This is a genomic window from Corynebacterium bouchesdurhonense, from assembly GCF_900078305.2.
GTDB lineage: Bacteria > Actinomycetota > Actinomycetes > Mycobacteriales > Mycobacteriaceae > Corynebacterium > Corynebacterium bouchesdurhonense.
In genome coordinates, this window is the sequence record NZ_LT546027.1 from 37,021 (window position 1) to 58,854 (window position 21,834).

Below are 21,834 nucleotides of genomic sequence, written 5' to 3' on the forward strand. Positions count from 1 at the left end.
GAGCCACCAATGAGCGAGAACCCAACACAGCACTATGACCTCATCATCATCGGCACCGGCTCGGGCAACTCCATCCTCACCCCGGAGTTCGATGACAAGAGGGTCGCAATTATCGAGTCCGGCAAGTTCGGTGGCACCTGCCTGAACGTGGGCTGCATTCCCACCAAGATGTACGTCTTGGCCGCGGACGCGGCGTACGCCCCGCGCGAGGCGGAGCGCCTCGGCATCGACTTGGAGTACCGCGGCGCGAAGTGGCCGGAGATCGTCCAGCGCGTCTTCGACAACCGTATCGACCTCATCGCAACGGGCGGCGAGGAGTACCGACGTGGGGATTCGTGCCCGAACGTGGACGTGTACGACCAGCCCGCGCGCTTCACTGGGCCCCGCACGGTGGCCACCGGCACCGTCGACGGCCCCGCCACCATCACCGGCGAGCAGATCATCATCGCGGCCGGGTCTCGCCCCCGCATCCCCGAGTGGGCGCAGGGCGTGCCGTTCCACACCAACGAGGACATCATGCGCCTACCGGAGCTGCCTGAATCGCTCACCATCGCCGGCGGCGGCTTCATCGCCATGGAGTTCGCGCACGTTTTCGAGGCACTGGGCACCAAGGTCACCGTGGTTAGCCGCTCGCCTTTCCTGCGCTCCCTGGACGAGACGCTGCGCAAGCAGTTCAACGAGATCGCCGCCGAGCGCTTCGACACCCGCCGCGCGAGCGTGACCTCCGCCCGGGAGGTGGAGGGTGGAATTGAGCTTTTGCTTGACGACGCCTCCTCCGTGACCTCCCAGCACCTCCTCCTGGCAACCGGCCGGATCCCCAACGGCGACGAGCTGCGCGTGGAGGCGGCCGGTGTGGAACTGGACGGCGCCGGCCGTGTGAAGGTGGACGAGTACGGTCGCACCACCGCGGAGGGTGTGTGGGCGCTGGGCGATGTCTCGTCGCCGTTCATGCTCAAGCACGTGGCCAACGCGGAGGCCCGCGCGGTGGGCCCGAACGTCCTTCGCGCGCTGAACGGCGAGGGGCCGACCCGCACCATGCCGCACGAGCATGTCCCGTGGGCCGTGTTCACCCACCCGCAGATCGCCGTGGTGGGGATGACCGAGGAGCAGGCCCGCGCCGCCGGCCATGACGTGACCGTGAAGGTGCAGAACTACGGCGACGTGGCCTACGGCTGGGCGCTGGAGGACCGCACGGGCGTGGTGAAGCTGGTGGCGGACCGCCAAACCGGTCGCCTGCTGGGCGCGCACTACATGGGCCCGCAGGCCTCCACCCTGATCCAGCAGATGATCACGGCGATGACGTACGACCTGGATCTGCGAGAGTTTCCGCGCAAGCAGTACTGGATCCACCCCTCGCTCGCCGAGGTCACCGAGAACGCGATCCTCGGCCTCGACCTGGACTTTGTGGAGGCGTAGCGGCAGGCATTTTCCTGAGGGAAACCTTTGGGCCAGATGTAACGCTTTGCTGCCGGCTGAACGATTCTCGCTATAGTGGTGGCCGACGCTCGGGTCGTTCGGAGCCGCCACTCCAATTTTTCCGAGAGCCTTCGGGCACGGTTCGCAAGAGCCGAACCCCGACTGTAACTGCAAGAACTACAAGAAGGATTTCGTATTATGCGTAACTTCCAGAAGGCAGCCCTCGCTGGCGCTACCGCCGTTGCCCTGACCTTCGGTACCACCGCCGTCGCGATCGCAGAAGAGTCTGCCGGCAGCACCAACCAGGAGACGACCGCAAGCTCGCAGCCGGCTGGCGAGAAGGAGTCCCTCTCCTCCAAGATCGGCCGCGAGCTTGAGAAGAACAAGCCCGCTGACGGCGAGAACATCTTCGGTTCCTCGAAGGACTTCTCCAACGAGCCGGCGTGGGCGAAGATCCTCTACGGCACGACCATCACCGCAGGTGTCGCTGCGTTCATCGGCCTCATCGTCGGCCCGCTGTACAACTTCGTGGTCCACGGCCCGATCAAGTTCTAAGCCACGCGATAGATCTCAAAGGAAAGAAGGACGTAAATGCGCAACTTCCGTAACGTAGCACTGGCCACCGCCACCGCGGCGACACTCGCCATCACCGGCACCGGCGCCGCCATCGCCGACACCACCGCTCCCGCCGCCACCGGCACCCAGGCCGATGCCCTGTTCAAGGGCACCAAGGGCGAGAACGACAAACCGCTGAAGGACATCATCGCCGACGGCACCAAGGGTGTGTTTAACGGCCAAGGCAGCTCCCAGTTCCTTAAGCCGGAGGATGAGAAGGAGCCGAAGGACGCCGAGAAGCCGTTCGATGCTCGCACGCTGTTTGGCAAGGAGACCAACTGGCAGGAGGCTCCGCAGTGGGCTCGCCTGTGGGTTGACGGCACCCTGATCGCCGGCATCGCCGCAGCGGTCGGCGGCGTCATCGCCGCTGTCAACTGGGCGTCCTACAACGGCTGGATCCAGCTGCCGCAGCTCGGCCGCTAAACCCCAAAAAGGCGGCCCGGAGAAAACCGGGCCGCCTTTTTGCGCGCCTGCCTTACTCGCCCAGCATGAGCTGGCCGGCGGCCACGTCGGCGTCGGGGATGGTGAGAATCTCGTTGCCGTCCTCGGTGATCAGGATGGTGTGCTCGAACTGCGCGGTGTATTCGCCGTCGCGGTTCTGCACGGTCCAGCCGTCGTCCCAGATGTCGTACGCCAGGGTGCCGAGGTTGATCATCGGTTCGATGGTCAGGGTCATGCCAGGCTCGAGTACGTCACGGTAGGCGTCGGAATCGTAGTGCAGCACCACCAGCCCGTTGTGGAAGGTGGTGCCCACGCCGTGTCCCGTGAAATCCGTGACCACGTTGTAGCCGAAGCGCTTGGCGTAGGACTCGATCACGCGGCCGATCACGTTGATCTCCCGGCCCGGCTTCGCCGCCTTGATGCCGCGCATCGTGGCCTGGTAGGTGCGCTCCACCAGCAGGCGGTGCTCCTCGGAAACCTCGCCGGCGAGGAAGGTGGCGTTGGTGTCGCCGTGCACGCCGTTCTTGTAGGCGGTTACGTCGATGTTCACAATGTCTCCCTCGCGTACCTCGGTGGTGTCCGGGATGCCGTGGCACACGATCTCATTCAGCGAGACGCACGATGACTTGGTGTAGCCGCGGTAGCCCAGCGTGGATGGATACGCGCCGTGGTCCAGCAGGTACTCGTGCACAATGCCGTCCAGCTCATCCGTGGTCACCCCCGGCTTCACCGCGTTACCAACGGTTGCGAGCGCGTTCGCGGCGATCTTGCTCGCCTCGCGCATCGCCTCGATGGTCTCCGGCGTCTGCACGAACGGCTCGCCCACGCCCTCCTGCACCTCGTCCTTCCACACGTACTCGGGGCGCTCGATGTGCTCGGGTACCTTCCGGATGGGGGTTGGCGTTCCTGGGGTCAGTTTTCCGCGGGTATTCATGGGTGCCATCGTAGTCCCCCGCCCCGAGGGGCTTTTGCTTGTCGACGCTACCCCTGCCCCGCCCCATCCAAATGAGCGAGCATGGCGTTGGTGATCGCCACGGCCGCCTCCGACCCGCCACCGAGCACCACCAGGGTGGCAAAGGCGATGTCGTCGTCCGCACGGTAGCCCGTGAACCAGGCGTGGGAGCCGCCGTTAATCTCCGCCTCGCCCGTCTTGCCGCGGATGTCGCCCTGCGCGCTCATTCCCGCCGCCGTGCCGCCGGGTGCCGTCACCGCCGCCATCATCTCCCGCAGCTGCTCCACGGCCTGCGGGCTCGGCGCGGCCACCTTCTCTCCCACCTGCGTGTCGTGGCCGGCGAGCACGAACGGCACCGGCATGGAGCCGCGCGCCGCCGTGGCCGCCACCAGCGCCATGCCGAACGGGCTGGCCAGGTCCGCGCCTTGGCCGTAGCCCGCCTCCGTGCGCTCCAACGGGGTTTCGCCCTCCGGGATGGAGCCGGTGATGGTGTCCAGGCCCGGGATGGTCAAATCCACACCCAGGCCGAACTGCTTGCCCACTGCCTTGAGCTCGCCCGGGGCCAGCTTGGTGGAGATGTCGGCGAAGGTGGTGTTGCACGACCGGGCGAACGCCGTCTCCAGCGGCACGCTGCCGAGGGAGAAGCCGGCGTAGTTGGTCACGACGCGCCCGTAAATGTCCATGGTGCCCGGGCACGGGACGATGCTCGCGGGGCTCAGGCCTTGGCGCTGCAACCCGGCCGCGGAGGTGATGATCTTGAACGTGGAGCCCGGCGGGTACTGGCCCATGGTGGCCAGGTTGCCCTGCTTATCCGCAGCCGGGGTTTGCGCCACCGCCAGCACCCCACCTGTGGAGGGTCGGATGGCCACGATCATGGCCTGCTGGCCCGCAACCGGCTCCAGCGCCTTCTCCGCCGCCTCCTGCACCGCGTGGTCCAGGCTCACGCCCACGGCCGGCGCGGGTGCGGGGTCCTCGCGTTGCACCTGCTCGTACTCCGCGCCGTTCTCGTTGACCACGGACACGCTCCAGCCGGCCTCGCCCTCGAGATCGTCGCTGACCAGCTGGCCGATGCGCGCCATGATGTCGGGCGCAAAGGTGGGGTCCTGGTTCACCATGGCGGCCTCCTCGTTCAGCCGCACCGCAGGGTCGCCGCCCAGGGCCCGCTCCACCGTCTCTTTCACCGAGGCCGGCACCACCGCCACCGAGTACGTGGACGCGGCCGAGGCGAGCTGCGGGGTGAGCGCGCCGGCGTCCACCTGCGGGGAGGTGGGGTCCTGCTCGTGCGCGGCTGCCAACGCCGCGGCCACTCGCTGTGCGGTCTCGGGCGCGGAGCGCATGGTGCCGGGCTCCACCAGCACGCGGTAGGCCACGCCGGGGCGCAGCAGTTCCACGCCGTCGGAGGAGACCACGCTGGCCTCCTTCGCCGCGATGGCGCGCAGCTCCAGGTGCTGGTTGGCACCCAGCTTCGGGTGCAGCACCGAGGGCTGCCAGCGCACGGTCCACTCGTCGCCCGCCTGGGTGAGCGTCATGTGGTCCTCGTAGGTGAAGTCGCGCTCGCGCGGCAAGTGCCAGCGCATGGTGTAGGTGGCGGTGGCGATGTTGTCGGTCTGAGTGACGTTGGTGATTTCCGCCTCCAGCGCCTCCGCCTGCAGGCCGTCCCACGTGGTCTGGGTGGAGGACTCGGCCTGCGAGGGATCGTCGACAAGCGATGCAAGCTCCCCGAACTGCCTGGAGGAGATCGCGTCCAGGAACGCCGCCGCCGTGGGCTCCGCCGAGTTGGGGCGCGGGGTGCAGCCGGTGAGCCCGGCGGCGAGCATGAGCGCGCTGGCCAGCAGCGCGAGGAGACGGCGCATGGCAAAAATGTAGCAGCGCTGGAGGGGCGTCCGGCGCTGCTCAGCGGGTGTCCCGGCGCGTCTAGCGGGTAACCTTGACCTCCGCCTTCGCGCCTGCAACCTGCTCCAGGCCCTCCTCCTCCGCAATGCGGTTGGCGTGGGCGATGAGGGTCTCCACAATCTTGGACTCGGGCACGGTTTCAACCACCTCACCCTTGACAAAGATCTGGCCCTTGCCGTTGCCGGAGGCCACGCCCAAGTCGGCGTCGCGCGCCTCGCCTGGGCCGTTGACCACGCAGCCCATCACGGCCACGCGCAGCGGGAACTCCATCCCGTCCAGGCCGGCCGTGACCTCCTCGGCCAGCTTGTACACGTCCACCTGCGCGCGGCCGCAGGACGGGCAGGAGACAATCTCCAGCTTGCGGGGGCGCAGGTTGAGCGACTGCAAAATCTGGTCGCCCACCTTGATCTCCTCCACCGGGTCGGCGGACAGCGACACTCGGATCGTGTCGCCGATGCCCTCGGCCAGCAGCGCGCCGAAGGCCACGGAGGACTTGATGGTGCCCATGAACTTCGGGCCGGCCTCGGTCACACCGAGGTGCAGCGGGTAGTCCGTCTTGGCCGCCAGCTGGCGGTAGGCCTCCACCATGAGCACCGGGTCCGAGTGCTTCACAGAGATCGCGATGTCCCCGTAACCGTGCTCCTCAAACAGCCCGGCCTCGTAGATGGCGGATTCAACCAGTGCCTCCGGGGTGGCCTTGCCGTACTTCTCTAGCAGGCGCTTATCCAGCGAGCCGCCGTTGACGCCGATGCGGATGGGGATGCCCGCGTCCCCCGCGGCCTTGGCCACCTCCTTCACGCGCCCGTCGAACTCCTTGATGTTGCCCGGGTTCACGCGCACGGCGGCGCACCCGGCATCGATGGCGGCAAAAATGTACTTGGGCTGGAAGTGGATGTCCGCGATCACCGGGATCGGGGACTTCGCGGCGATGGCCGGCAGCGCCTCCGCGTCCACGGTCTTGGGGCAGGCCACACGCACGATGTCGCAGCCCGCGGTGGCCAGCTGCGCGATCTGCTGCAGGGTGGCGTTAATATCGTGCGTCTTCGTGGTGGTCATGGACTGCACGGTGATCGGGTGGTCCGACCCCACGCCCACGCCGCCGACCATCAGCTGGCGGGTTTTGCGGCGCGGCGCCAGGGTGGGCGGCGGGCCCTCGGGGATACCTAGACCGATGGGGAGATTCATGGTGACCGATGTTAGCACCGCTACCCAAACAGCCTGACCGGGTTAATTACGTCCGCAAGCATGACAATGACGCCGACGAGCAGCAGCAGGGACGCCATGAAGTAGGTCAGCGGCATCAGCTTGGTGTAGTCCGCCGGCGCACCCGGCGGCAGGCCCCGCAGGCGGCGGAGGAAGTCCCGCACCTTCTCGTAGATGATCACCGCGATGTGCCCGCCATCCAGCGGCGGCAGCGGGATCAGGTTGAACAGTGCGAGGAAGAAGTTCAGGCTGGCCAGAAGCATCCAGAACACGCTCCATGCGCTTCGCTCCACCAGCTCGCCGCCGGCGCGCGAGGCGCCGATGATGCTCACCGGGCCCTCGACATCGCGCTCCGCGCCGAACACGGACGCCACCACCCCGGGAATCGAGGCGGGGAACGCGATGATGCCGTCCACCGTGGAGCTGAGCATCTGTCCGCTGAGCTTGAGCGTGGCCGGCACCGCCGCGGCGGGTCCGTATTGCTTCACCGCGTCCTTGACGGGCTGCGCGCCCATACCGATGGCGCCTGCCTCGAGCGCCTCGCCCGTCTCGGGGTCGAGGCGCGTCACCGCGTCCACGCGCACGGGCAGCGTCTGCGTGTCGCCGGCGCGCTCGATGGTGATCTCCACGGTCTCCCCGGGCCGGGCCAGAACGTAATCGCGCAGCTGGATGAAGGACTCCACCGGCTGCCCGTCCACCGCTACCAGCTCGTCGCCGCTGCGCAGCCCGGCGCGCTCCGCGGGGCCCGGGCCGGAGCAATCGGCCAGGGTGCGCTCGTCAACCTGGTCGGAGGTGCAGCTCAGCTCGCCCACGCGCGGGGTGCGGTCCGCGTCCGGGTTGGGGATGCCGGAACACACTGCCACCAGGTAGATCAGCACCACACCGATGAGCAGGTTCATGGCGATGCCGCCGGCCATCACCCCGATGCGCTGCCACGCCGGCTTGTTCACCATCGCGTGCGGCGCTTCCTCGGGCGTTACCTCGTCCATGGCCGTCATGCCGGCGATTTCGCAGAACCCGCCGAGCGGGAGCGCGGCCACGCCGTACTCGGTGCCGCCGCGGGTGGTGGACCACACTTTCGGCCCGAAGCCGATGAAGTAGCGCCGCACGCGCATGCCGAAGGCGCGCGCGGTGACCATGTGCCCCGCCTCGTGCAACGCCACCGACACCGCGATGCCGAGCGCGAAGACGATGATGCCGAGGATGCCGTTTGCGCCCATCCCTACCGGGCCTCTCGCCGGCCAATCGCCGCGCTCGCCGCGTCCCGCGCATGCTTGTCGACGCCCCCTACCTCGCCAACATCCCCCGGCACCCGCGCGTACCCGCCGGCCCCCTCGAGCACCTCCCCAATCACTACCGACAGCAATGATGTCTCTTCCATACCACTCCTGAGCTTCTATTCTGTGACGTCTACTATTTATCTTGCACACTCCGGCCACCCGCGGCATCCCCCCCCGTAGGTTCGTCGGCGGCGTCAGATGTTTAAAAGAGACAGGCACCCGCGCGTACCCGCCGGCCCCCTCGAGCACCTCCCCAATCACGTCCACGATGTGGGGGAACCTGATCCGGCCCGCGAAGTAGGCATCCACCGCCACCTCGTTGGCGGCGTTGTAGATGGCGGGGTACGGGTCCCCCAGCTTCGCCGCCCGGCGGGCCAGCTCGACCGCAGGAAACGCCTCGGCATCCAGCGGCTCGAAGGTCCAGGTGTGCGCCTGCGCGAAGTCGAGCGCCGGCTGGGCTCCGGCGACGCGGCCCGGCCAGGCCAGCGCGTGGGCGATGGGCATCTTCATCGACGGCGGAGACGCCTGGGCGATGGTCGCGCCGTCGGTGAACGTCACTGCCGAGTGGACGATGGACTGCGGGTGGACCGTCACGTCGATCAGGTCCGGATCCACGCCGAACAGCAGGCTCGCCTCGATCAGCTCCAGGCCCTTGTTCACCAGTGTGGCCGAGTTGATGGTGTTCATGGTGCCCATGGACCACGTGGGGTGCTTGACCGCCTGCTCGGGTGTCACGTCCATCATCTGCTCGCGCGACCAGCCCCGGAACGGCCCGCCGGAGGCGGTGAGCACGTAGCGCGCCACCTCACCCGCGCGGCCCGCGCGCAGGCACTGCGCCATGGCGGAGTGCTCGGAATCCACTGGCACCAGCTGCCCCTCGGCGGCCGCGTCGAGCACCAGCCGGCCGCCGGCCACAAGTGATTCCTTGTTGGCCAGCGCGAGGCGCGCGCCCGTCTGCAGGGCAGCCATGGTGGAGCTCAGGCCCGCCGCCCCCACCAGCGCGTTGAGCACCACGTCCGCGGGTTGCGCGCCGATGAGCTGGCGCGCAACCCGCGGACGTGGTGCTCAACGCGCTGGTGAGATTGTCTGTATTTCCTACTCTGTTTCCCCTGGCATTTTGTCTGTATTGTTTGTTTGTGCACGATTTACACTAGACCGCCCTCGCACAGGCTGTGTCCGCGTAAGTTCGTGGGCAGCGTCAGAGGGGTATAAGAGACGGGCGGATCCCTGCCCGCCGCAGCGATGCCGGCGACGGTGAACGCCCCGCGGTTGGCGCGGATGACCTCAAGCGCCTGCGTACCGATGGAGCCCGTGGAACCGAGAATCAGGATTGTCGTCACAGCGCTCATTGTTGCACGGGCCCGCGGTAAAACTTTCGGAGGTTTGGGGGTATTCACTCGCACCGGGTTGGGTGGGTGTGAGACAATGGTGGCAATTCTGATGCCCGATTGAAGCCCGATTGAAGGAGAATGGCAGTGGCCCACCACGCGAACGAGAAGGCTCCGCAGGTGTACAACGGCGTGTCCGAGGCGGATGTCCCCTCGGCCCGCTTCGGCTGGAGCGAAATGGGCCGCGGCGCCGTGCAGACCGCCGGCTGGGTGTCCGTGCTGGTGCTCATCGCCTACAACTTCGGCAACCACCACGGCCACGTGGAGACCATCTGGCTGATCACCCTCGCGGTCCTCATCGCCCTCGGCCTGATCATCCACGCCACCCAGCCGAAGCTGAACCAGGCCCGCACGGTGACCGCCCACAACAAGCCGCAGGGCTACCAGGAGCGGGATTGGGCGTACGACCAGAAGACGCTCTCCGGCGCGTACGAGAACCTGGACGAGCGCCAGCTGCGCGCCCTGAACATTGACCCGGCCCGCGTCGCACACCTGAACGCGCCGCGCCACGCCGTGGCCACCGAGACGACCACCCGCACCGTCACCCGCCCGGTGGAGGTTGTGGAGGTTGTGCGCGAGGGCAACACCCGCGCCTAGCGCGCCACTAGGAAATCACGAGGGCCCGGCCGCGGGGATGCGGCCGGGCCCTCGTGTGCGTCGAAAAGCAAAAGGCCCCTAGCCGGCCTTCTCCTCCGCCGCGAGCTGGCCGCAGGCGGCCGCGATCTCCTGGCCCTTGGTGTCGCGGACCGTGCAGGTCACGCCCTGTGCGATGACGCGACGGACGAACTCGTCCTGGCGCTTGCGCGGCGAGGCATCCCACTTCGAGCCCGGCGTGGGGTTGAGCGGGATCAAGTTCACGTGCACCTTGGGGCCGAGCGCGCGGTGGAGCTTCTGGCCCAGCATGTCGGCGCGGAAGTCGTGGTCGTTGATGTCTCGGATCAGCGCGTACTCGATGGACACGCGGCGGCCCGTCTGGTCGGCGTAGTACCGCGCCGCGTCGAGCACCTCGGCCACCGAGTAGCGGTTGTTCATCGGCACCAGCTCGTCGCGCAGCTCGTCGTCCGGGGTGTGCAGGGACACCGCGAGGGTGCAGGACAGGCCCTCGTCCGCCAGGCGGCGGATCTGCGGGGCGAGGCCCACCGTGGAGACGGTGACGTTGCGCTGCGAGATGCCGAAGCCGTCCGGGGCCGGCTGGGTGATCTGGCGCACCGCCGAGACCACGCGGTTGTAGTTGGCCAGCGGCTCGCCCATGCCCATGAACACCACGTTGGACAAGCGCGAGCCCTCGGCCTCCATCATCGCGGCAGCCGCGCGCACTTGGTCCACGATCTCCGCGGTAGACAGGTTGCGGTCCAGCCCGCCCTGGCCGGTGGCGCAGAAGGGGCAGGCCATGCCGCAACCGGCCTGGGAGGAGATGCACAGGGTTGCGCGATCCGGGTAGCGCATGAGCACCGACTCCAACAAGATGCCGTCGTGCAGGCGCCAGAGCGTCTTGGTGGTGTCCCCGTTGTCGGTCTCGATCGTGCGCACCGGGGTGAGCAGGGTGGGAAACAGCGCGTCCTTGACCAGCTGGCGCTGCTGCTCGGGCAGATCCGTCATGGTCAGTGGATCCGCCTCAAACTTGCCGTAGTAGTGGCGCGCGATCTGGTCCGCGCGGAACTTGGGCAGACCCAGCTCGGTGATCGCCTCGACCCGCTCCTGCTTGGTCAGGTCGGCGAAGTGCTTCGGCGGCATGCCTCGCTTGGGCGCCAGCAGCTGGATGGTGGGGATTTCGCTCATAGTGCGCCCATTGTTGCACGTTGCGGGCGTGCGTGACCAATCTGCGAACGCGCTCGGACTAGATCGGGTTCATCAGCGCCGCGGCGTTGAGCAGGATGTAGGTGGCGCACGCCGCGGGCAGCATCCCGTCCAGGCGGTCCATCAGCCCGCCGTGGCCCGGTAGCAAGTTGGACATGTCCTTGATCCCCAGCTCGCGCTTAAACTGGCTCTCCACCAGGTCCCCCATGGTGGCGCACACCACTAGGGCGGCGCCGAGGATGAGGCCCATCCACCAGGGTCCGTCGATAAGCAGCACCACCACCAGCACACCCGTGATCAAACCGAAGACCATCGAGCCCGCAAACCCCTCCCAGCTCTTGTTCGGGCTCACGGCGGGCGCCATCGGATGGGCACCGAACATGACGCCGGCGGCGTACCCGCCCACATCGCTGGCAACCACGCACAGCATGAACGCGATGATGAAGTGGGAGCCCGGCACACCGCCCTCGTCGATCAGGGAGATCATCGCGGCGAAGGAGCCGAACAGCGGGATCCAGGTCAGCACGAAGATGCCCACCGCCGTGTCGCGCAAGTAGTGCTCCGGGGTTTCCTGACGGCCGCGGTGGAACATGCGCCAGAACATGATGAACAGCACCGTGATGGCGAAGCCCGCGACGAGGCCCGCCGTACTGTAGAACGCCGATGCCCAGACCATGATCTGGCCCAGGATGATCAGCAGGGTGCGCGGCTGCTGGTACCCGGCCTCGCGTAGGCGGGTGAGCACCTCCCACATGGCCAGGCCGATGGCAAGGGCCACCAGCGGGTACCAGGCCATGGGGCCGACGTACACCGCCGCGATCACCAACGCGCCGAGGATCACGCCGGTGGTCACCGCCGCCCCCAAGTCCCGCCCGGCCTTGTTCTTCGGCTTCGGTGCCTTCAGCTTCGGGGCGGGGTGCGGCGACGGCCGGCGGCCGCGGGTGCTCGCGCCTCGCTGCATGCTGTGATCGGACACGCTCGTCGCTTTCTGGGTTGAGGGGGGGCTGGGTATAACAATCTGACGCTTCCGTCTATCTTTCCCACACCCACTTGGGTCGTTGATTACTTTTTTAATCCACGGTCACGCGGATAACCTGGCCGTCATCGGTGGGGTTCACGCCGAGGTCCGAGTTACGGATGGCGTTCTCAATCTCGCCAAGGGTGGACTGGTCATACGGCTTCACAATGAGCATGCACGGCTCCGGCACCGAGATGGTGGCCATCTGGGTAATCGGCGTCAGCGCGCCGTAAAACTCCGCCATCACGCCGTTAAACATGGCCGGGTTGGCGCGGCCGGTGCGGATGGTCACCAGCTCCTCGCGGGTGTGGTCCACGGAGGAGGTCATGCGCTCCTCGGCGTTCAGCAACACGTCATCGATCATGGGTGTATCCCTACCTTCTTCGTTTTCTCACGCAGACGTCCTCTTTAATCTACCAGCGGGGCCCAGCCCTACACTGTTGCCATGCACCACCCCGCCTTCAGTTTCGTGCCCGAAGAGCCGCGCCGCGGCGCGCCCGGCGGGCGGCTGAACGGCTGGGCCATCCCGGTGAAGGATTCCACCGCCGTGGCTGGCTTCACCACCACCGACGGCAACCCCGCCCGCGCGCGGGTGGCGGTCAAGGACGACCCCCTCACGCGCGCACTCCTTGCGGCGGGCGCGGACATCCCGGCGCTCACGCTGACCTCGGAGCTGGGCGCCACCTGTTACGCGGAGCGCCCCGGCGTGCCTGTGCTCGAATCCCCCGCCTACCCCGGCCGAACCCCGGGCGGGTCCTCCGCCGGTGCGGCCGTGGCGGTTGCGCTCGGCCTGTCCCGGGCCGCCCACGGCACCGATGCCGGCGGCTCCATCAGGGTGCCGGCCGCGGCGTGCGAGGTAGTGGGGTTCAAGGCCGCGGGCAGCGCCGGGCCCGCGCACGGCTTCCTCACCCGCACGGTGGCAGACCAGTTCGAGGTGCTCGGCTGGGCGCGACCCGCGCCGCGCAGGCTGCGCATCGGGGTGCTCACCCAGGGGTTGCTGGCGCCGGCGGAGGTGGATGGGCGGCGGGGAGGGGACGTTGACAAGCTTGCGGCTCTCCTCGGCCGCACCCACGATGTTGTCGAGCTCCACCCATACCCCGAAGCTGAGGCCACGTTCGCGCACTTTTCGCACCGCATCACACACGCGTTCGCGCGGGTGGACCCGCTGGACAGCGAGTACTTGGCGTGGTGCAAGGCGCAGGGCCAGCGCGTGACGCCCGCACAGCTGGAAGCGGCCGCTGCCCACGCCCGCGAGTTGCCCGGCCTGCTGGCGCGGCGCTGGGGCGTGGACGCGCTGCTCTCCCCCACCCTGGCGTTCGACCCGCCGCCACTGGGCTACTTCCTCTCGCTCAGCCCCGCGGAAAGCTTCTGGCGGCAAACGCAGTGGTCACCGTGGTGCTCACTGTTCAACATGACGGGCGCGCCCGCCATCGCGCTCGGGCCCGTGCACCTGGGGGCGCTCACCCTCACGGGCCCGGAGCTCCTCACGCTCGCCGCGGAGGCGGAGGCAGTGGCCGCGGAGGTGTAGGCGGTGTAGGCGGTGTAGGCGGCGGCTTAGGCCACCAGCGTGCCCACCTGCTCGCCGGCCACGGCGCGGGCGATGTTGCCCTCCTTGAGCAGGTTGAACACCAAGATCGGCATGTTGTTGTCCATGCACAGGGAGAAGGCGGTGGCGTCGGCCACCTTCAGGCCGCGCTCGATCACCTCGCGCGGCGTGATTTCAGTGAACAGCTGCGCGTCCGGGTTGGTGCGCGGGTCCGAGTCGTACACGCCGTCCACGCCCTTGGCCATCAGCAGCACGTCGCAGCCAATCTCCAGGGCGCGCTGCGCCGCGGTGGTGTCGGTGGAAAAGTACGGCATGCCCATGCCAGCACCGAAGATAACCACTCGGCCCTTTTCCAGGTGGCGCTCGGCGCGCAGCGGCAGGTACGGCTCAGCCACCTGCGCCATATTGATGGCGGTCTGCACGCGGCAGTCCACGCCCTTCTGCTGGAGGAAGTCCTGCAGCGCCAGGCAGTTCATCACCGTGCCGAGCATGCCCATGTAGTCGGAGCGGGAGCGGTCCATGCCGCGCTGCTGCAGCTGGGCACCGCGGAAAAAGTTGCCGCCGCCGATCACCACGCAGATCTCGGTGCCGCCCTGCGCCACCTCGGCGATCTGCGAGGCCACCGACTCGACCACGTCCGGGTCGATGCCAACATTGCCGCCGCCGAACATCTCACCCCCCAACTTCAGCATTACCCGCTTGAATCCGCCGCGCTGGGGGTTGAGGTCAGTCACTGTGTGACGCTCCTTCATCGTGTCCGGTGTGTAATCCGGCTCGATCTTAGCCCGGAACGCCCCGCGGACGAGAAAAGCACCCAGCTCCGGGATTTGGAGCTGAGTGCTTATCGACGCTCCCTCAAGCGGGAGCCGCCGAAGCCCTAGGCCTGGCCAACCTCGTAGCGCACGAAGTCGGTGATCTCGATGCCGTGCTCGTCGGCGTACTGCTTCACGGTCTTCTTGGAGTCCGCGAGCGACGGCTGGTCGAGCAGGACGACGTCCTTGAAGAAGCCGCCCATGCGGCCCTCGACGATCTTGGCGATGGCTGCCTCCGGCTTGCCCTCGTTGCGGGTGATCTCCTCCTGGACCGCGCGCTCCTTCTCGATGACATCGGCCGGCACAGCCTCCTGGTTGAGGTAGCGGGCCTTCATCGCGGCGATCTGCAGCGCAACCTGGTGCGCCGCCTCGGCGTCGTCACCGGTGTAAGCAACCAGCACGCCGACGGCCGGCGGCAGATCCGCGGCCTTCTGGTGAAGGTAGACCTCAACGTTGTCGCCGGTCAGGGTCGCGGCGCGACGCAGCTCGAGCTTCTCGCCGATCTTGGCGGAGAGGCGCTCCAGCACGTCGTGCGCGGACTCGCCGTTAACGTCTGCGTTGGCGAGCTCCTCCGGGGAGTTCGCGCCGGCTGCGGCAGCGGCCTTGGCGATCTCGTCGGCGAGGTCCTTGAACTCCTGGTTCTTCGCCACAAAGTCCGTCTCGGAGTTGATCTCAACGATGGTGTTGCCGGACACGGCCACGAGCCCTTCGAGCGCGTTGCGCTCCGCGCGCTTGCCCACGTCCTTCGCGCCCTTGATGCGCAGGACCTCAACGGCCTTCTCGAAGTCGCCGCCGGTCTCCTCCAGCGCCTTCTTGCAGTCGAGCATGCCGGAACCGGTGGTCTCACGCAGCTTCTTGACGTCTGCAGCAGTGTAATTCGCCATCGGGGCGATACCTCCTCAGTATGGATGGTGTTTAACGTTACAAAGATTAGCGGAAGCCCCGCCGCTTGGCAGCGAGGGGGCCGGGCACACCGAAACCCCGCGCCTTTGCTTGAAAAGCGCGGGGTTTTCGCGTCTCCGGGGCGCTACGCCTGGGTGGCGGACTCGGTGCCGGAGATCTGGATGCCCTCGTCGACCTTGCCGGTCTCGTTAGCTGCCTCGGCCTGCTGGGCGGCGCGCACAGCGTGCGGCTGCTCAACCGGGGCGACCTCCTGCGGTGCGGCTGCCTCGGCGGCGGCTGCGGCAGCGGCAGCGTCGGCGGCGGAGACGTCCTCGGACGCTGCTGCCTGCGCGGCGGCCTCGGCTGCCTCGGCCTGGCGCTTCGCGTCGTTGTCGCCCGCTGCGTCGCGTGCGGCGGCCAGCTGGCGCTCCTCGCGCTGCTGCTTGCCCTCGATCACGGCCTCGCCCACGATGTGGGTGAGCAGCTTCACGGAGCGGATCGCGTCGTCGTTACCCGGGATCGGGAAGTCGACCTCGTCCGGGTCGCAGTTGGTGTCCAGGATGGCCACGACCGGGATGCGGAGCTTCTTCGCCTCAGAGATGGCGATGTGCTCCTTGTTGGTGTCCACGATCCACAGCGCGGACGGCGCCTTGGTCATGTCGGCGATACCGCCGAGGACGCGCTCGAGCTTCACGCGCTCGCGGGTGAGCATGAGCACTTCCTTCTTGCCGCGGCCGGCGTAGCCGTCCTCGGCCGCGTCCATCGCCTGCAGTTCCTTCATGCGGGCGATTCGCTTGGACACGGTCTGGAAGTTGGTGAGCATGCCGCCCAGCCAGCGGTGGGTCACGTACGGCATGCCGACGCGCTCAGCCTCTTCCTGGATCGGCTCCTGCGCCTGCTTCTTGGTGCCGACGAAGAGGATCGTGCCACCGTGGGCAACGGTCTCCTTGACAAACTCGTACGCCTCGTCGATGTAGGTCAGCGTCTGCTGCAGGTCGATGATGTAGATGCCGTTGCGGTCGGTGAAGATGAAGCGACGCATCTTCGGGTTCCAACGACGCGTCTGGTGGCCGAAGTGCACACCGGCGTCGAGGAGTTCGCGCATGGTTACGACTGCCATGGGAATGTCTCCTTTGGAGAAAAAGTAGTTCGGTTTTTCTGGTCTTGTGCGCGGGTTTTTATCCCTCGCCCTGGCACCGGGCCCGCCCTGCACCCCTTCCGAGGGACCGTTGCTGAGCTGGCCTTTTCCGGCGCGCGTAGTCAGTCTTCGCAGACTGCCGGGATAACAATACCCACCGGGGGCGAAAAAACCTAATTGAACTGCAGCGTTGTGGATAACTTCTCCCCCACTCCGCGTCGCACCCCGCCGTTATCCACAGCCCGGCGCGCCGCCCCTTGGCAAGCGGCGTTCGAGCGGCTTCAGTAGCACATGTGCACCGCTTGTCGACGCTCCCCAGAGCCATCACCGCCACCGTCGCCGTCGCCGTCTCCGTCACCCTCGCTCCGGCCGCGGCCGCCTGGGTGGACCCCTCCACGGCCTTTCCGTGCCCTTGCCTGCGCCCTTGCCGCCACCGTCGCCGTCGCCGTCTCCGTCACCCTCGCTCCGGCCGCGGCCGCCTGGGTGGACCCCTCCACGGGCTCCGCCCACCCCACTCGCGTGACCCGGCGCGCCGACATTCCCGAACACAACTGGCAGCCGGGCCATCGCGGCGTGGACTTGGCGCTGCGCCCAGGCGACGCGGTGCTCGCGGCGGGCGCCGGCACCGTCGCGTTCGCGGGCACCGTGGCGGGCACGCCCGTGGTTTCCATCGACCACCCCGGGGGCCTGCGCACCACCTACCAGCCGGTGCATGCGTCAGTCCAGGTGGGCGCGGCCGTCGGCGAGGGCGAACCGATCGGCACGCTGGCGCGCGCGGGCGCGTTCCGCGCCGGCGACCACGATGGGCTGCACTGGGGCGCGCGCACCGGGCCGGACGCCTACATTGACCCGCTGACCTTGCTCGCGCCGCCGCGGATCCGGTTGAAACCGCTGGAGGGCGCGACTACGCCCGCGGATGCGCCTGGTCGTACACGGCCTTGAGACGCTGCGCGGAGACGTGCGTGTAGATCTGCGTGGTCTGCATGCTGGAGTGGCCCAGCAGTTCCTGCACCACTCGCAGGTCGGCGCCGCCCTCGAGGAGGTGGGTGGCCGCGGAGTGGCGCAGCGAGTGGGGGCTCACACCGGCGGCGCCGGCCGCCTGGGCCGCGCGCTCCACCACGCGCCGCACCTGCCGCTGGTCGATACGCTTGCCGCGGCTGCCCACGAATAGTGCCCCGCCCGGCCCTTCCGCCCCGCCCGCGTTCCCAACTAGTTGCGGGCGACCGGCCTCCAGCCACTCACCCACAGCGGCGGCCGCGGGGGCGCCGAAGGGTACGACGCGCTGCTTGTCCCCCTTACCCGTCACCTTGGCTAGCCCGCGGGAGAGGTCCACGTCCGCTACGTCGAGGCCCGTGAGCTCGCCGACGCGCATACCGGTGGCGTAGAGCAGCTCTAGCATGGCCAGGTCGCGCAGCGCCTCCGGCGCGGCCGGACCCACCTCTTCGTGCTCCTCCGCATGCTCCGCCGCCCGCTCGGCCACCACCGCCTCCGCGGTGTCAGGTCGCAGCACCGACGGCAGAGGCCGGTTCACCTTCGGGGTGACCAGGCGGGCGGCGACGTCCTCCGCGAGGTACCCCTGCTTGTACGCCCAGGTGGAAAACGCGCGCGCCGCCGCCGTGCGCCTCGCGAGCGTGGACCTGGCCTTGCCCTCCCGCACTGCCCGAGCAAGCCACGCGCGCAGCTGGTCCAGAGTGAAATCGGCGAAGGTGTCCGCGAAACCCGCGAGCTGCGCGAGGTCGGACCGGTAGCCGCGGACGGTGTGCTCGGAGCGGCCGAGCACAAGGAGGGCGTACTCGGCGAAGTCATCCGCCGCAGTCTGCACCTGGGTTTGCGCGCCACTCACGCCACACCACTATAGTTGCGCCTCTGCTTTCTCCCCAGCCCGCTCGACAGTGCGCTTCCACTGCCGCCCCTCCCGCTGCACTAGGTTGCGCTTCTGCAGGTCGAGCAGGAGGTGGACGGTGAGGCCGACGCTCATGCCGGCCACTTCCGCCACCCGCTCCGCCTCCCGGCCACCCTCGCCAACCGGCGGCAGGGAGTCGTAGACCCGCAGCTCGTTGTGGGACAGCTGCTGCAACGGGGTGGGCGCGTGCTCGAACTCGAGCGCCAGCTGAGCGTCCACGTGACCAACCTTGCTCAGCAGCTCGTGGATGTGGTCGGCGCTGAGCACCATGGTGGCCTGGCGGTTGACAATGGCCAGGTTGGTGCCCAGTGATTCGGGGCTGGTGATCGGCCCGGGCACGGACATGGTCTGCCGCCCGAAGGCGTTCGCCCACTTCAGGGTGTTGAGCGCACCCGAGCGAAACGCCGCCTCCACGATCAGGGTTCCGGTGGAGAACGCTGCGATGAGCCGGTTGCGGGTGAGGAACCGGTGGCGGTCGGGGGTGACGCCGGGCGGATACTCCGTCACCAGCGAGCCGCCCTGCTGGGCAATGCGTTCGAAGAGGCGCTCGTTGCGCCGTGGGTAGCTCACCCCGGCGCCGCAGGCGGCGATCGCCACCGTGGGGGTGGAGGCGGCGAGCGCGGCGTCGTGCGCCACCGTGTCGATGCCCATTGCCCCGCCCGAGATAACGGTATAGCGGTGTCCGCCGAGCCCGTCCACCAAGTTCGCGGTGGCCTGGTGCCCGTAGGCGGTTGCGGCACGCGTGCCCACCACGCCCACGGATCGTTCGAAGAGACCCGGCAGGTCGCGGCTGCCCCTCACCCACAGCGCGTGCGGCGGGCACTCGGCGTCCGTGCTGATGGATTCCAAGGCGCCGAAGCTCGTCTGCAGCGCCGCGGTGGGCCAGCCGGCGCTGTCCGGGGTGAGCAGAGTGTAGCCGTGTTTCTGCGCTTCTTCGAGGTCAGCTACCGCCCGGTTGGTGGCGTAGCGGGCCTCCGTCTGCCTGGTCAGCCCGCCGAGCCAGCTCGCCCGGGTTCGCACTCCGTGGGCGATCTCGTCGGCGTCCCGCCCGGCACGAAGCAGCGCCTGGAGGTGCACGGATGGCCCCTCGATTGCCCGGCTCAAGTATGCCCAGGATTCGATGCTGCTCATGCCACCGCCCCCGCTCCCGCACCCACCATGTGGGAGGCGCGCAGGGCCAGCGCCCGGTCCAGGTGGTCGATGCGCGGCTGGTCCTCCCCCGCGAGGTCCGCCACCGTCCAGGCCAGCTTGAGCACCTTATCCACCCCGCGCTGCGTGAGCTCCCCGTCTTTGAGCAACCCCTGCAGCGTGATCACGGTCTCCTCATCCGGCGGGAAGTCCCGGCGCAGCACGGTGGAGCTCACCCGCGCATTGACCGCTGCGGAGACCCCGGCGCGCGCCCAGCGGTGTTGGGCCCGGTCGCGCGCCGCCGCGACCCGCTGGGCGATCTCGGCGGAGGATTCCGAGCCCCGGGGGCTGACCACGGCGGATTGCGCCGTGGTGGGGATGAAGATGTCCATCCGGTCTCGCAGCGGCCCGGAGATGTTGGCCAAATGCCGCGCCCGCTGTCCGGGCTGGCAGGAGCAGCGCTCGCCCGCGCTCCCGCACGGACAGGGGTTAGCGGCCAGAATCAGCTGGAAGTGCGCCGGGTAGATCACCTCGCGCCGGCTGCGCCGATGCACCACGCGGCCCGTCTCGAGTGGAATGCGCAGGGAATCGAGCACGCCGGCCGCGATCTCGGAGGCCTCGTCGAGAAAGAGCACGCCGTTGTGGGCCTGGCTCACCGCACCCGGCTGCGGCACCCCGGATCCCCCGCCGATGAGCTCGACCCGGGTCAGGGAGGGATGCGGAGCGATGAAGGGGCGGTGCGCGACGATGTGGCCGCGAGAGATTCCAGCGGCGGAATGCAAGGCGGTGGTCTCGATCTGCTCGCCCACGCTCATCTCGGGCAGGATGCCGGGCAGGCGCTCCGCCAGCATGGACTTGCCCGAGCCGGGCGGGCCCACCATCATCACGTGGTGGCCGCCGGCGGCGGCGATCTCCATCGCGTCGCGCTCGAGCAACTGGCCGGCGATGTCCGCGAAATCCGGCGCCGCGCCCGCCGGGGCGCCGCCGCGCGAAGCGGCCGGGGCCGGGTCGAGGTGGCCCTCCCCCACCACCCACCGCCACACCTCAGGGAGTGTGCCCGCCACCAAGATGTCGCCGCGGCCGAGCAGCGCCGCCTCGGCCGCGTTCGCCCGCGGCACCACAACGGTGTCCGGGCCATCGTCGCCCCCGGGCGCGCGGGATCGCAGCAGCATGGGCAGGATTCCTTCCACGCGGCGCAACGTGCCGTCAAGGGCGAGCTCGCCCATGAACATGGTCCGCTTAAGCCTTGCCTGCGCCCGGGGATCCAGGCTGCCCACCACCGTCAACGCGATGGGCAGGTCGAAGTGGGAGCCGGCCTTGGGCAGGTGGGCGGGTGAGAGCGAAACCATGATCTTCGTGCGCGGCCACGGCATGGCGGTGTTGGCCAGGGCGGTGCGGATGCGATCGCGCGACTCCTTCACCGCGGCGTCTCCCAGGCCCACGATGTGCATGCCCGGCAGCCCGGGCCCCACGTTGGCCTCCACAGTGACCATGTGGGCGGCAACACCTTCCACGGTTGCCGTGTGGGTGCTAGCAAGCGCCATCTTCCACCCCTTCGTACCGGCGGGCGCGAAACCCGCCTGCGTCGAAGATCAGCTCGCAGACGTCGAAGCGTACGGGCGCGTAGCCCTGCTCCGGACGGCGTTCGAGCCACTCCGCGGCGCAGCGCCGCATGGTTGCGAGCTTCTTCGCCCCCACCGCCTCCGCGCCGCCGTACTGGCCGCCGCGGCGCGTTTTGACTTCGACGAACACTACGGTTCCGTCGGGGGCGAGCATGACCGCATCGAGCTCGCCCGCGCGGCAGCGAACACGCGAGGCGAGGTAGGTGTAGCCGTCCTCTTCGTACCAGCACACCGCGGCCCCCTCGCCGGCGCGCCCGAGGGCGTACTGATCCGCGAACTCACTTTCGGGGTGCGGTGGCGGGCCGCTGGTATCACCCCTGGCGGTGCGGCTAATCGGGTGGCGTGGGACGGTGGCGATAGGCCGGCTGGACACGGCGGTTCCCCCTTGTCAGGTCGGTGGGCACATGGCGGGCAGTGAAACTGCTGTACTCACTTAGACTGACGTTTGGGCCGTCCGGTTCCCTCGCAGCCGAAATTTCCGTAAAAAAGTTTTAACGCTCGGGGAAGGCGATCTCGGGCTTGTCCAGCTCCTCGATGTTGACGTCCTTGTACGTGATCACGCGAACGTAGCGCACAAACCGCACGGCGCGGTACATGTCCCACACCCAGCAGTCGGACATGCGGACCTCGTAGTAGACGTCCTTGCCGTCGGTGTGCGGGATCAGCTCCACGGCGTTGGCCAGGTAGAACCTCCGGTCCGTCTCCACCACGTAGGAGAACTGGCTGGCCACGTCGCGGTACTCGCGGTAGAGGGAGAGTTCGACCTCGGCCTCGTAGTTCTCCAGCTCCTCAGCGCTCAT

Annotated in this window: 20 protein-coding genes and 2 pseudogenes; 6 read left to right on the forward strand and 16 right to left on the reverse strand. The window is 68.4% G+C overall.

Features of this window, described 5'->3' with window-relative positions:
• Positions 1 to 9 precede the first annotated feature (9 nt).
• The 3 genes from mtr to BN4252_RS03830 all read left to right on the forward strand — a co-directional run bounded on the left by mtr (position 10) and on the right by BN4252_RS03830 (position 2,454).
• On the forward strand, positions 10 to 1,416 hold the full coding sequence (gene mtr / locus BN4252_RS03820) for a mycothione reductase (protein WP_066526007.1): 1,407 nt from the start codon (positions 10 to 12) through the stop codon (positions 1,414 to 1,416).
• Between the two features lie 198 nt (positions 1,417 to 1,614).
• Positions 1,615 to 1,971, forward strand: a complete 357-nt coding sequence (locus tag BN4252_RS03825) for a hypothetical protein (protein ID WP_066526012.1) — start codon at positions 1,615 to 1,617, stop codon at positions 1,969 to 1,971.
• A 36-nt stretch (positions 1,972 to 2,007) separates the two neighbouring features.
• Complete coding sequence (locus BN4252_RS03830; protein ID WP_066526013.1) at positions 2,008 to 2,454, forward strand: hypothetical protein; 447 nt, start codon at positions 2,008 to 2,010, stop codon at positions 2,452 to 2,454.
• 52 nt (positions 2,455 to 2,506) lie between these two features.
• On the opposite strand, the gene map is transcribed toward BN4252_RS03830, so the two are convergent.
• The 5 genes and pseudogenes from map to BN4252_RS03855 form a co-directional block, all read right to left on the reverse strand.
• On the reverse strand, positions 2,507 to 3,406 hold the full coding sequence (gene map / locus BN4252_RS03835; protein WP_066526016.1) for a type I methionyl aminopeptidase: 900 nt from the start codon (positions 3,404 to 3,406) through the stop codon (positions 2,507 to 2,509).
• Between the two features lie 47 nt (positions 3,407 to 3,453).
• A complete protein-coding gene (locus BN4252_RS03840) occupies positions 3,454 to 5,277 on the reverse strand; it encodes a penicillin-binding transpeptidase domain-containing protein (protein WP_066526021.1) in 1,824 nt (607 codons plus the stop codon).
• Between the two features lie 61 nt (positions 5,278 to 5,338).
• Positions 5,339 to 6,502: a flavodoxin-dependent (E)-4-hydroxy-3-methylbut-2-enyl-diphosphate synthase gene (gene ispG, locus BN4252_RS03845; protein ID WP_066526024.1), complete on the reverse strand. Its 1,164-nt coding sequence runs from the start codon at positions 6,500 to 6,502 to the stop codon at positions 5,339 to 5,341.
• A 20-nt stretch (positions 6,503 to 6,522) separates the two neighbouring features.
• The gene (locus tag BN4252_RS03850) at positions 6,523 to 7,740 is read right to left on the reverse strand and encodes a M50 family metallopeptidase (RefSeq protein ID WP_066526621.1); all 1,218 of its coding nucleotides are present in this window, start codon (positions 7,738 to 7,740) and stop codon (positions 6,523 to 6,525) included.
• A 276-nt stretch (positions 7,741 to 8,016) separates the two neighbouring features.
• Positions 8,017 to 9,149, reverse strand: a pseudogene (locus BN4252_RS03855) (1-deoxy-D-xylulose-5-phosphate reductoisomerase); the annotation flags it as partial.
• A gap of 120 nt (positions 9,150 to 9,269) precedes the next feature.
• Here BN4252_RS03855 and BN4252_RS03865 point away from each other — a divergent pair.
• A complete protein-coding gene (locus BN4252_RS03865) occupies positions 9,270 to 9,785 on the forward strand; it encodes a DUF2631 domain-containing protein (RefSeq protein WP_078056752.1) in 516 nt (171 codons plus the stop codon).
• Between the two features lie 78 nt (positions 9,786 to 9,863).
• Here the strand turns inward: BN4252_RS03865 and rlmN are convergent, their stop codons facing one another.
• The 3 genes and pseudogenes from rlmN to BN4252_RS03880 form a co-directional block, all read right to left on the reverse strand.
• Positions 9,864 to 10,967 (reverse strand): 23S rRNA (adenine(2503)-C(2))-methyltransferase RlmN, encoded by a 1,104-nt coding sequence (gene rlmN, locus BN4252_RS03870; RefSeq protein WP_066526036.1) that lies wholly within the window; start codon positions 10,965 to 10,967, stop codon positions 9,864 to 9,866.
• 58 nt (positions 10,968 to 11,025) lie between these two features.
• Positions 11,026 to 11,946, reverse strand: coding sequence for a phosphatidate cytidylyltransferase (locus tag BN4252_RS03875; protein ID WP_066526625.1), 921 nt, complete (start codon positions 11,944 to 11,946; stop codon positions 11,026 to 11,028).
• A gap of 115 nt (positions 11,947 to 12,061) precedes the next feature.
• Positions 12,062 to 12,367: pseudogene (locus BN4252_RS03880) on the reverse strand (ribosome-recycling factor); the annotation flags it as partial.
• Between the two features lie 81 nt (positions 12,368 to 12,448).
• Here BN4252_RS03880 and BN4252_RS03885 point away from each other — a divergent pair.
• Positions 12,449 to 13,531 (forward strand): amidase family protein, encoded by a 1,083-nt coding sequence (locus BN4252_RS03885; protein ID WP_066526039.1) that lies wholly within the window; start codon positions 12,449 to 12,451, stop codon positions 13,529 to 13,531.
• 26 nt (positions 13,532 to 13,557) lie between these two features.
• Here BN4252_RS03885 and pyrH read toward each other — a convergent pair whose 3' ends face one another.
• The 3 genes from pyrH to rpsB form a co-directional block, all read right to left on the reverse strand.
• On the reverse strand, positions 13,558 to 14,301 hold the full coding sequence (gene pyrH / locus BN4252_RS03890; RefSeq protein ID WP_066526043.1) for a UMP kinase: 744 nt from the start codon (positions 14,299 to 14,301) through the stop codon (positions 13,558 to 13,560).
• Positions 14,302 to 14,426: 125 nt separating this feature from the next.
• Positions 14,427 to 15,245 carry a translation elongation factor Ts gene (gene tsf, locus BN4252_RS03895; RefSeq protein ID WP_066526048.1) on the reverse strand — a complete coding sequence of 273 codons (819 nt, stop codon included), beginning with the start codon at positions 15,243 to 15,245 and terminating at the stop codon, positions 14,427 to 14,429.
• A 143-nt stretch (positions 15,246 to 15,388) separates the two neighbouring features.
• Positions 15,389 to 16,363, reverse strand: a complete 975-nt coding sequence (gene rpsB / locus BN4252_RS03900) for a 30S ribosomal protein S2 (RefSeq protein WP_066526050.1) — start codon at positions 16,361 to 16,363, stop codon at positions 15,389 to 15,391.
• 537 nt (positions 16,364 to 16,900) lie between these two features.
• Between rpsB and BN4252_RS03905 the strand changes: the two genes are divergently transcribed.
• The gene (locus BN4252_RS03905) at positions 16,901 to 17,323 is read left to right on the forward strand and encodes a M23 family metallopeptidase (protein WP_066526052.1); all 423 of its coding nucleotides are present in this window, start codon (positions 16,901 to 16,903) and stop codon (positions 17,321 to 17,323) included.
• On the opposite strand, the gene BN4252_RS03910 is transcribed toward BN4252_RS03905, so the two are convergent.
• The 5 genes from BN4252_RS03910 to BN4252_RS03930 form a co-directional block, all read right to left on the reverse strand.
• Entirely contained in the window at positions 17,286 to 18,224 is a 939-nt protein-coding gene (locus tag BN4252_RS03910) for a tyrosine recombinase XerC (protein ID WP_066526055.1), read from the reverse strand. The genes BN4252_RS03905 and BN4252_RS03910 overlap by 38 nt on opposite strands.
• Before the next feature lie 9 nt (positions 18,225 to 18,233).
• Positions 18,234 to 19,415 (reverse strand): DNA-processing protein DprA, encoded by a 1,182-nt coding sequence (gene dprA, locus BN4252_RS03915; protein WP_066526060.1) that lies wholly within the window; start codon positions 19,413 to 19,415, stop codon positions 18,234 to 18,236.
• Complete coding sequence (locus BN4252_RS03920; RefSeq protein ID WP_066526063.1) at positions 19,412 to 20,956, reverse strand: YifB family Mg chelatase-like AAA ATPase; 1,545 nt, start codon at positions 20,954 to 20,956, stop codon at positions 19,412 to 19,414. Before BN4252_RS03920 ends, dprA begins: the two co-directional genes overlap by 4 nt.
• The gene (locus BN4252_RS03925) at positions 20,943 to 21,407 is read right to left on the reverse strand and encodes a YraN family protein (RefSeq protein ID WP_230208561.1); all 465 of its coding nucleotides are present in this window, start codon (positions 21,405 to 21,407) and stop codon (positions 20,943 to 20,945) included. Before BN4252_RS03925 ends, BN4252_RS03920 begins: the two co-directional genes overlap by 14 nt.
• A 118-nt stretch (positions 21,408 to 21,525) precedes the next feature.
• Positions 21,526 to 21,834 carry a DUF2469 domain-containing protein gene (locus tag BN4252_RS03930; protein WP_066526074.1) on the reverse strand — a complete coding sequence of 103 codons (309 nt, stop codon included), beginning with the start codon at positions 21,832 to 21,834 and terminating at the stop codon, positions 21,526 to 21,528.

Excerpts from the sequence above, each read along its gene's own strand:
- mtr (WP_066526007.1), top strand. The coding sequence starts at position 10 with ATGAGCGAGAACCCAACACAGCACTATGACCTCATCATCATCGGCACC.
- BN4252_RS03825 (WP_066526012.1), top strand. The coding sequence starts at position 1,615 with ATGCGTAACTTCCAGAAGGCAGCCCTCGCTGGCGCTACCGCCGTTGCC.
- BN4252_RS03830 (WP_066526013.1), top strand. The coding sequence starts at position 2,008 with ATGCGCAACTTCCGTAACGTAGCACTGGCCACCGCCACCGCGGCGACA.
- map (WP_066526016.1), bottom strand. The coding sequence starts at position 3,406 with ATGAATACCCGCGGAAAACTGACCCCAGGAACGCCAACCCCCATCCGG.
- BN4252_RS03840 (WP_066526021.1), bottom strand. The coding sequence starts at position 5,277 with ATGCGCCGTCTCCTCGCGCTGCTGGCCAGCGCGCTCATGCTCGCCGCC.
- ispG (WP_066526024.1), bottom strand. The coding sequence starts at position 6,502 with ATGAATCTCCCCATCGGTCTAGGTATCCCCGAGGGCCCGCCGCCCACC.
- BN4252_RS03850 (WP_066526621.1), bottom strand. The coding sequence starts at position 7,740 with ATGGGCGCAAACGGCATCCTCGGCATCATCGTCTTCGCGCTCGGCATC.
- BN4252_RS03865 (WP_078056752.1), top strand. The coding sequence starts at position 9,270 with ATGGCAGTGGCCCACCACGCGAACGAGAAGGCTCCGCAGGTGTACAAC.
- rlmN (WP_066526036.1), bottom strand. The coding sequence starts at position 10,967 with ATGAGCGAAATCCCCACCATCCAGCTGCTGGCGCCCAAGCGAGGCATG.
- BN4252_RS03875 (WP_066526625.1), bottom strand. The coding sequence starts at position 11,946 with ATGCAGCGAGGCGCGAGCACCCGCGGCCGCCGGCCGTCGCCGCACCCC.
- BN4252_RS03885 (WP_066526039.1), top strand. The coding sequence starts at position 12,449 with ATGCACCACCCCGCCTTCAGTTTCGTGCCCGAAGAGCCGCGCCGCGGC.
- pyrH (WP_066526043.1), bottom strand. The coding sequence starts at position 14,301 with ATGAAGGAGCGTCACACAGTGACTGACCTCAACCCCCAGCGCGGCGGA.
- tsf (WP_066526048.1), bottom strand. The coding sequence starts at position 15,245 with ATGGCGAATTACACTGCTGCAGACGTCAAGAAGCTGCGTGAGACCACC.
- rpsB (WP_066526050.1), bottom strand. The coding sequence starts at position 16,363 with ATGGCAGTCGTAACCATGCGCGAACTCCTCGACGCCGGTGTGCACTTC.
- dprA (WP_066526060.1), bottom strand. The coding sequence starts at position 19,415 with ATGAGCAGCATCGAATCCTGGGCATACTTGAGCCGGGCAATCGAGGGG.
- BN4252_RS03920 (WP_066526063.1), bottom strand. The coding sequence starts at position 20,956 with ATGGCGCTTGCTAGCACCCACACGGCAACCGTGGAAGGTGTTGCCGCC.
- BN4252_RS03930 (WP_066526074.1), bottom strand. The coding sequence starts at position 21,834 with ATGAGCGCTGAGGAGCTGGAGAACTACGAGGCCGAGGTCGAACTCTCC.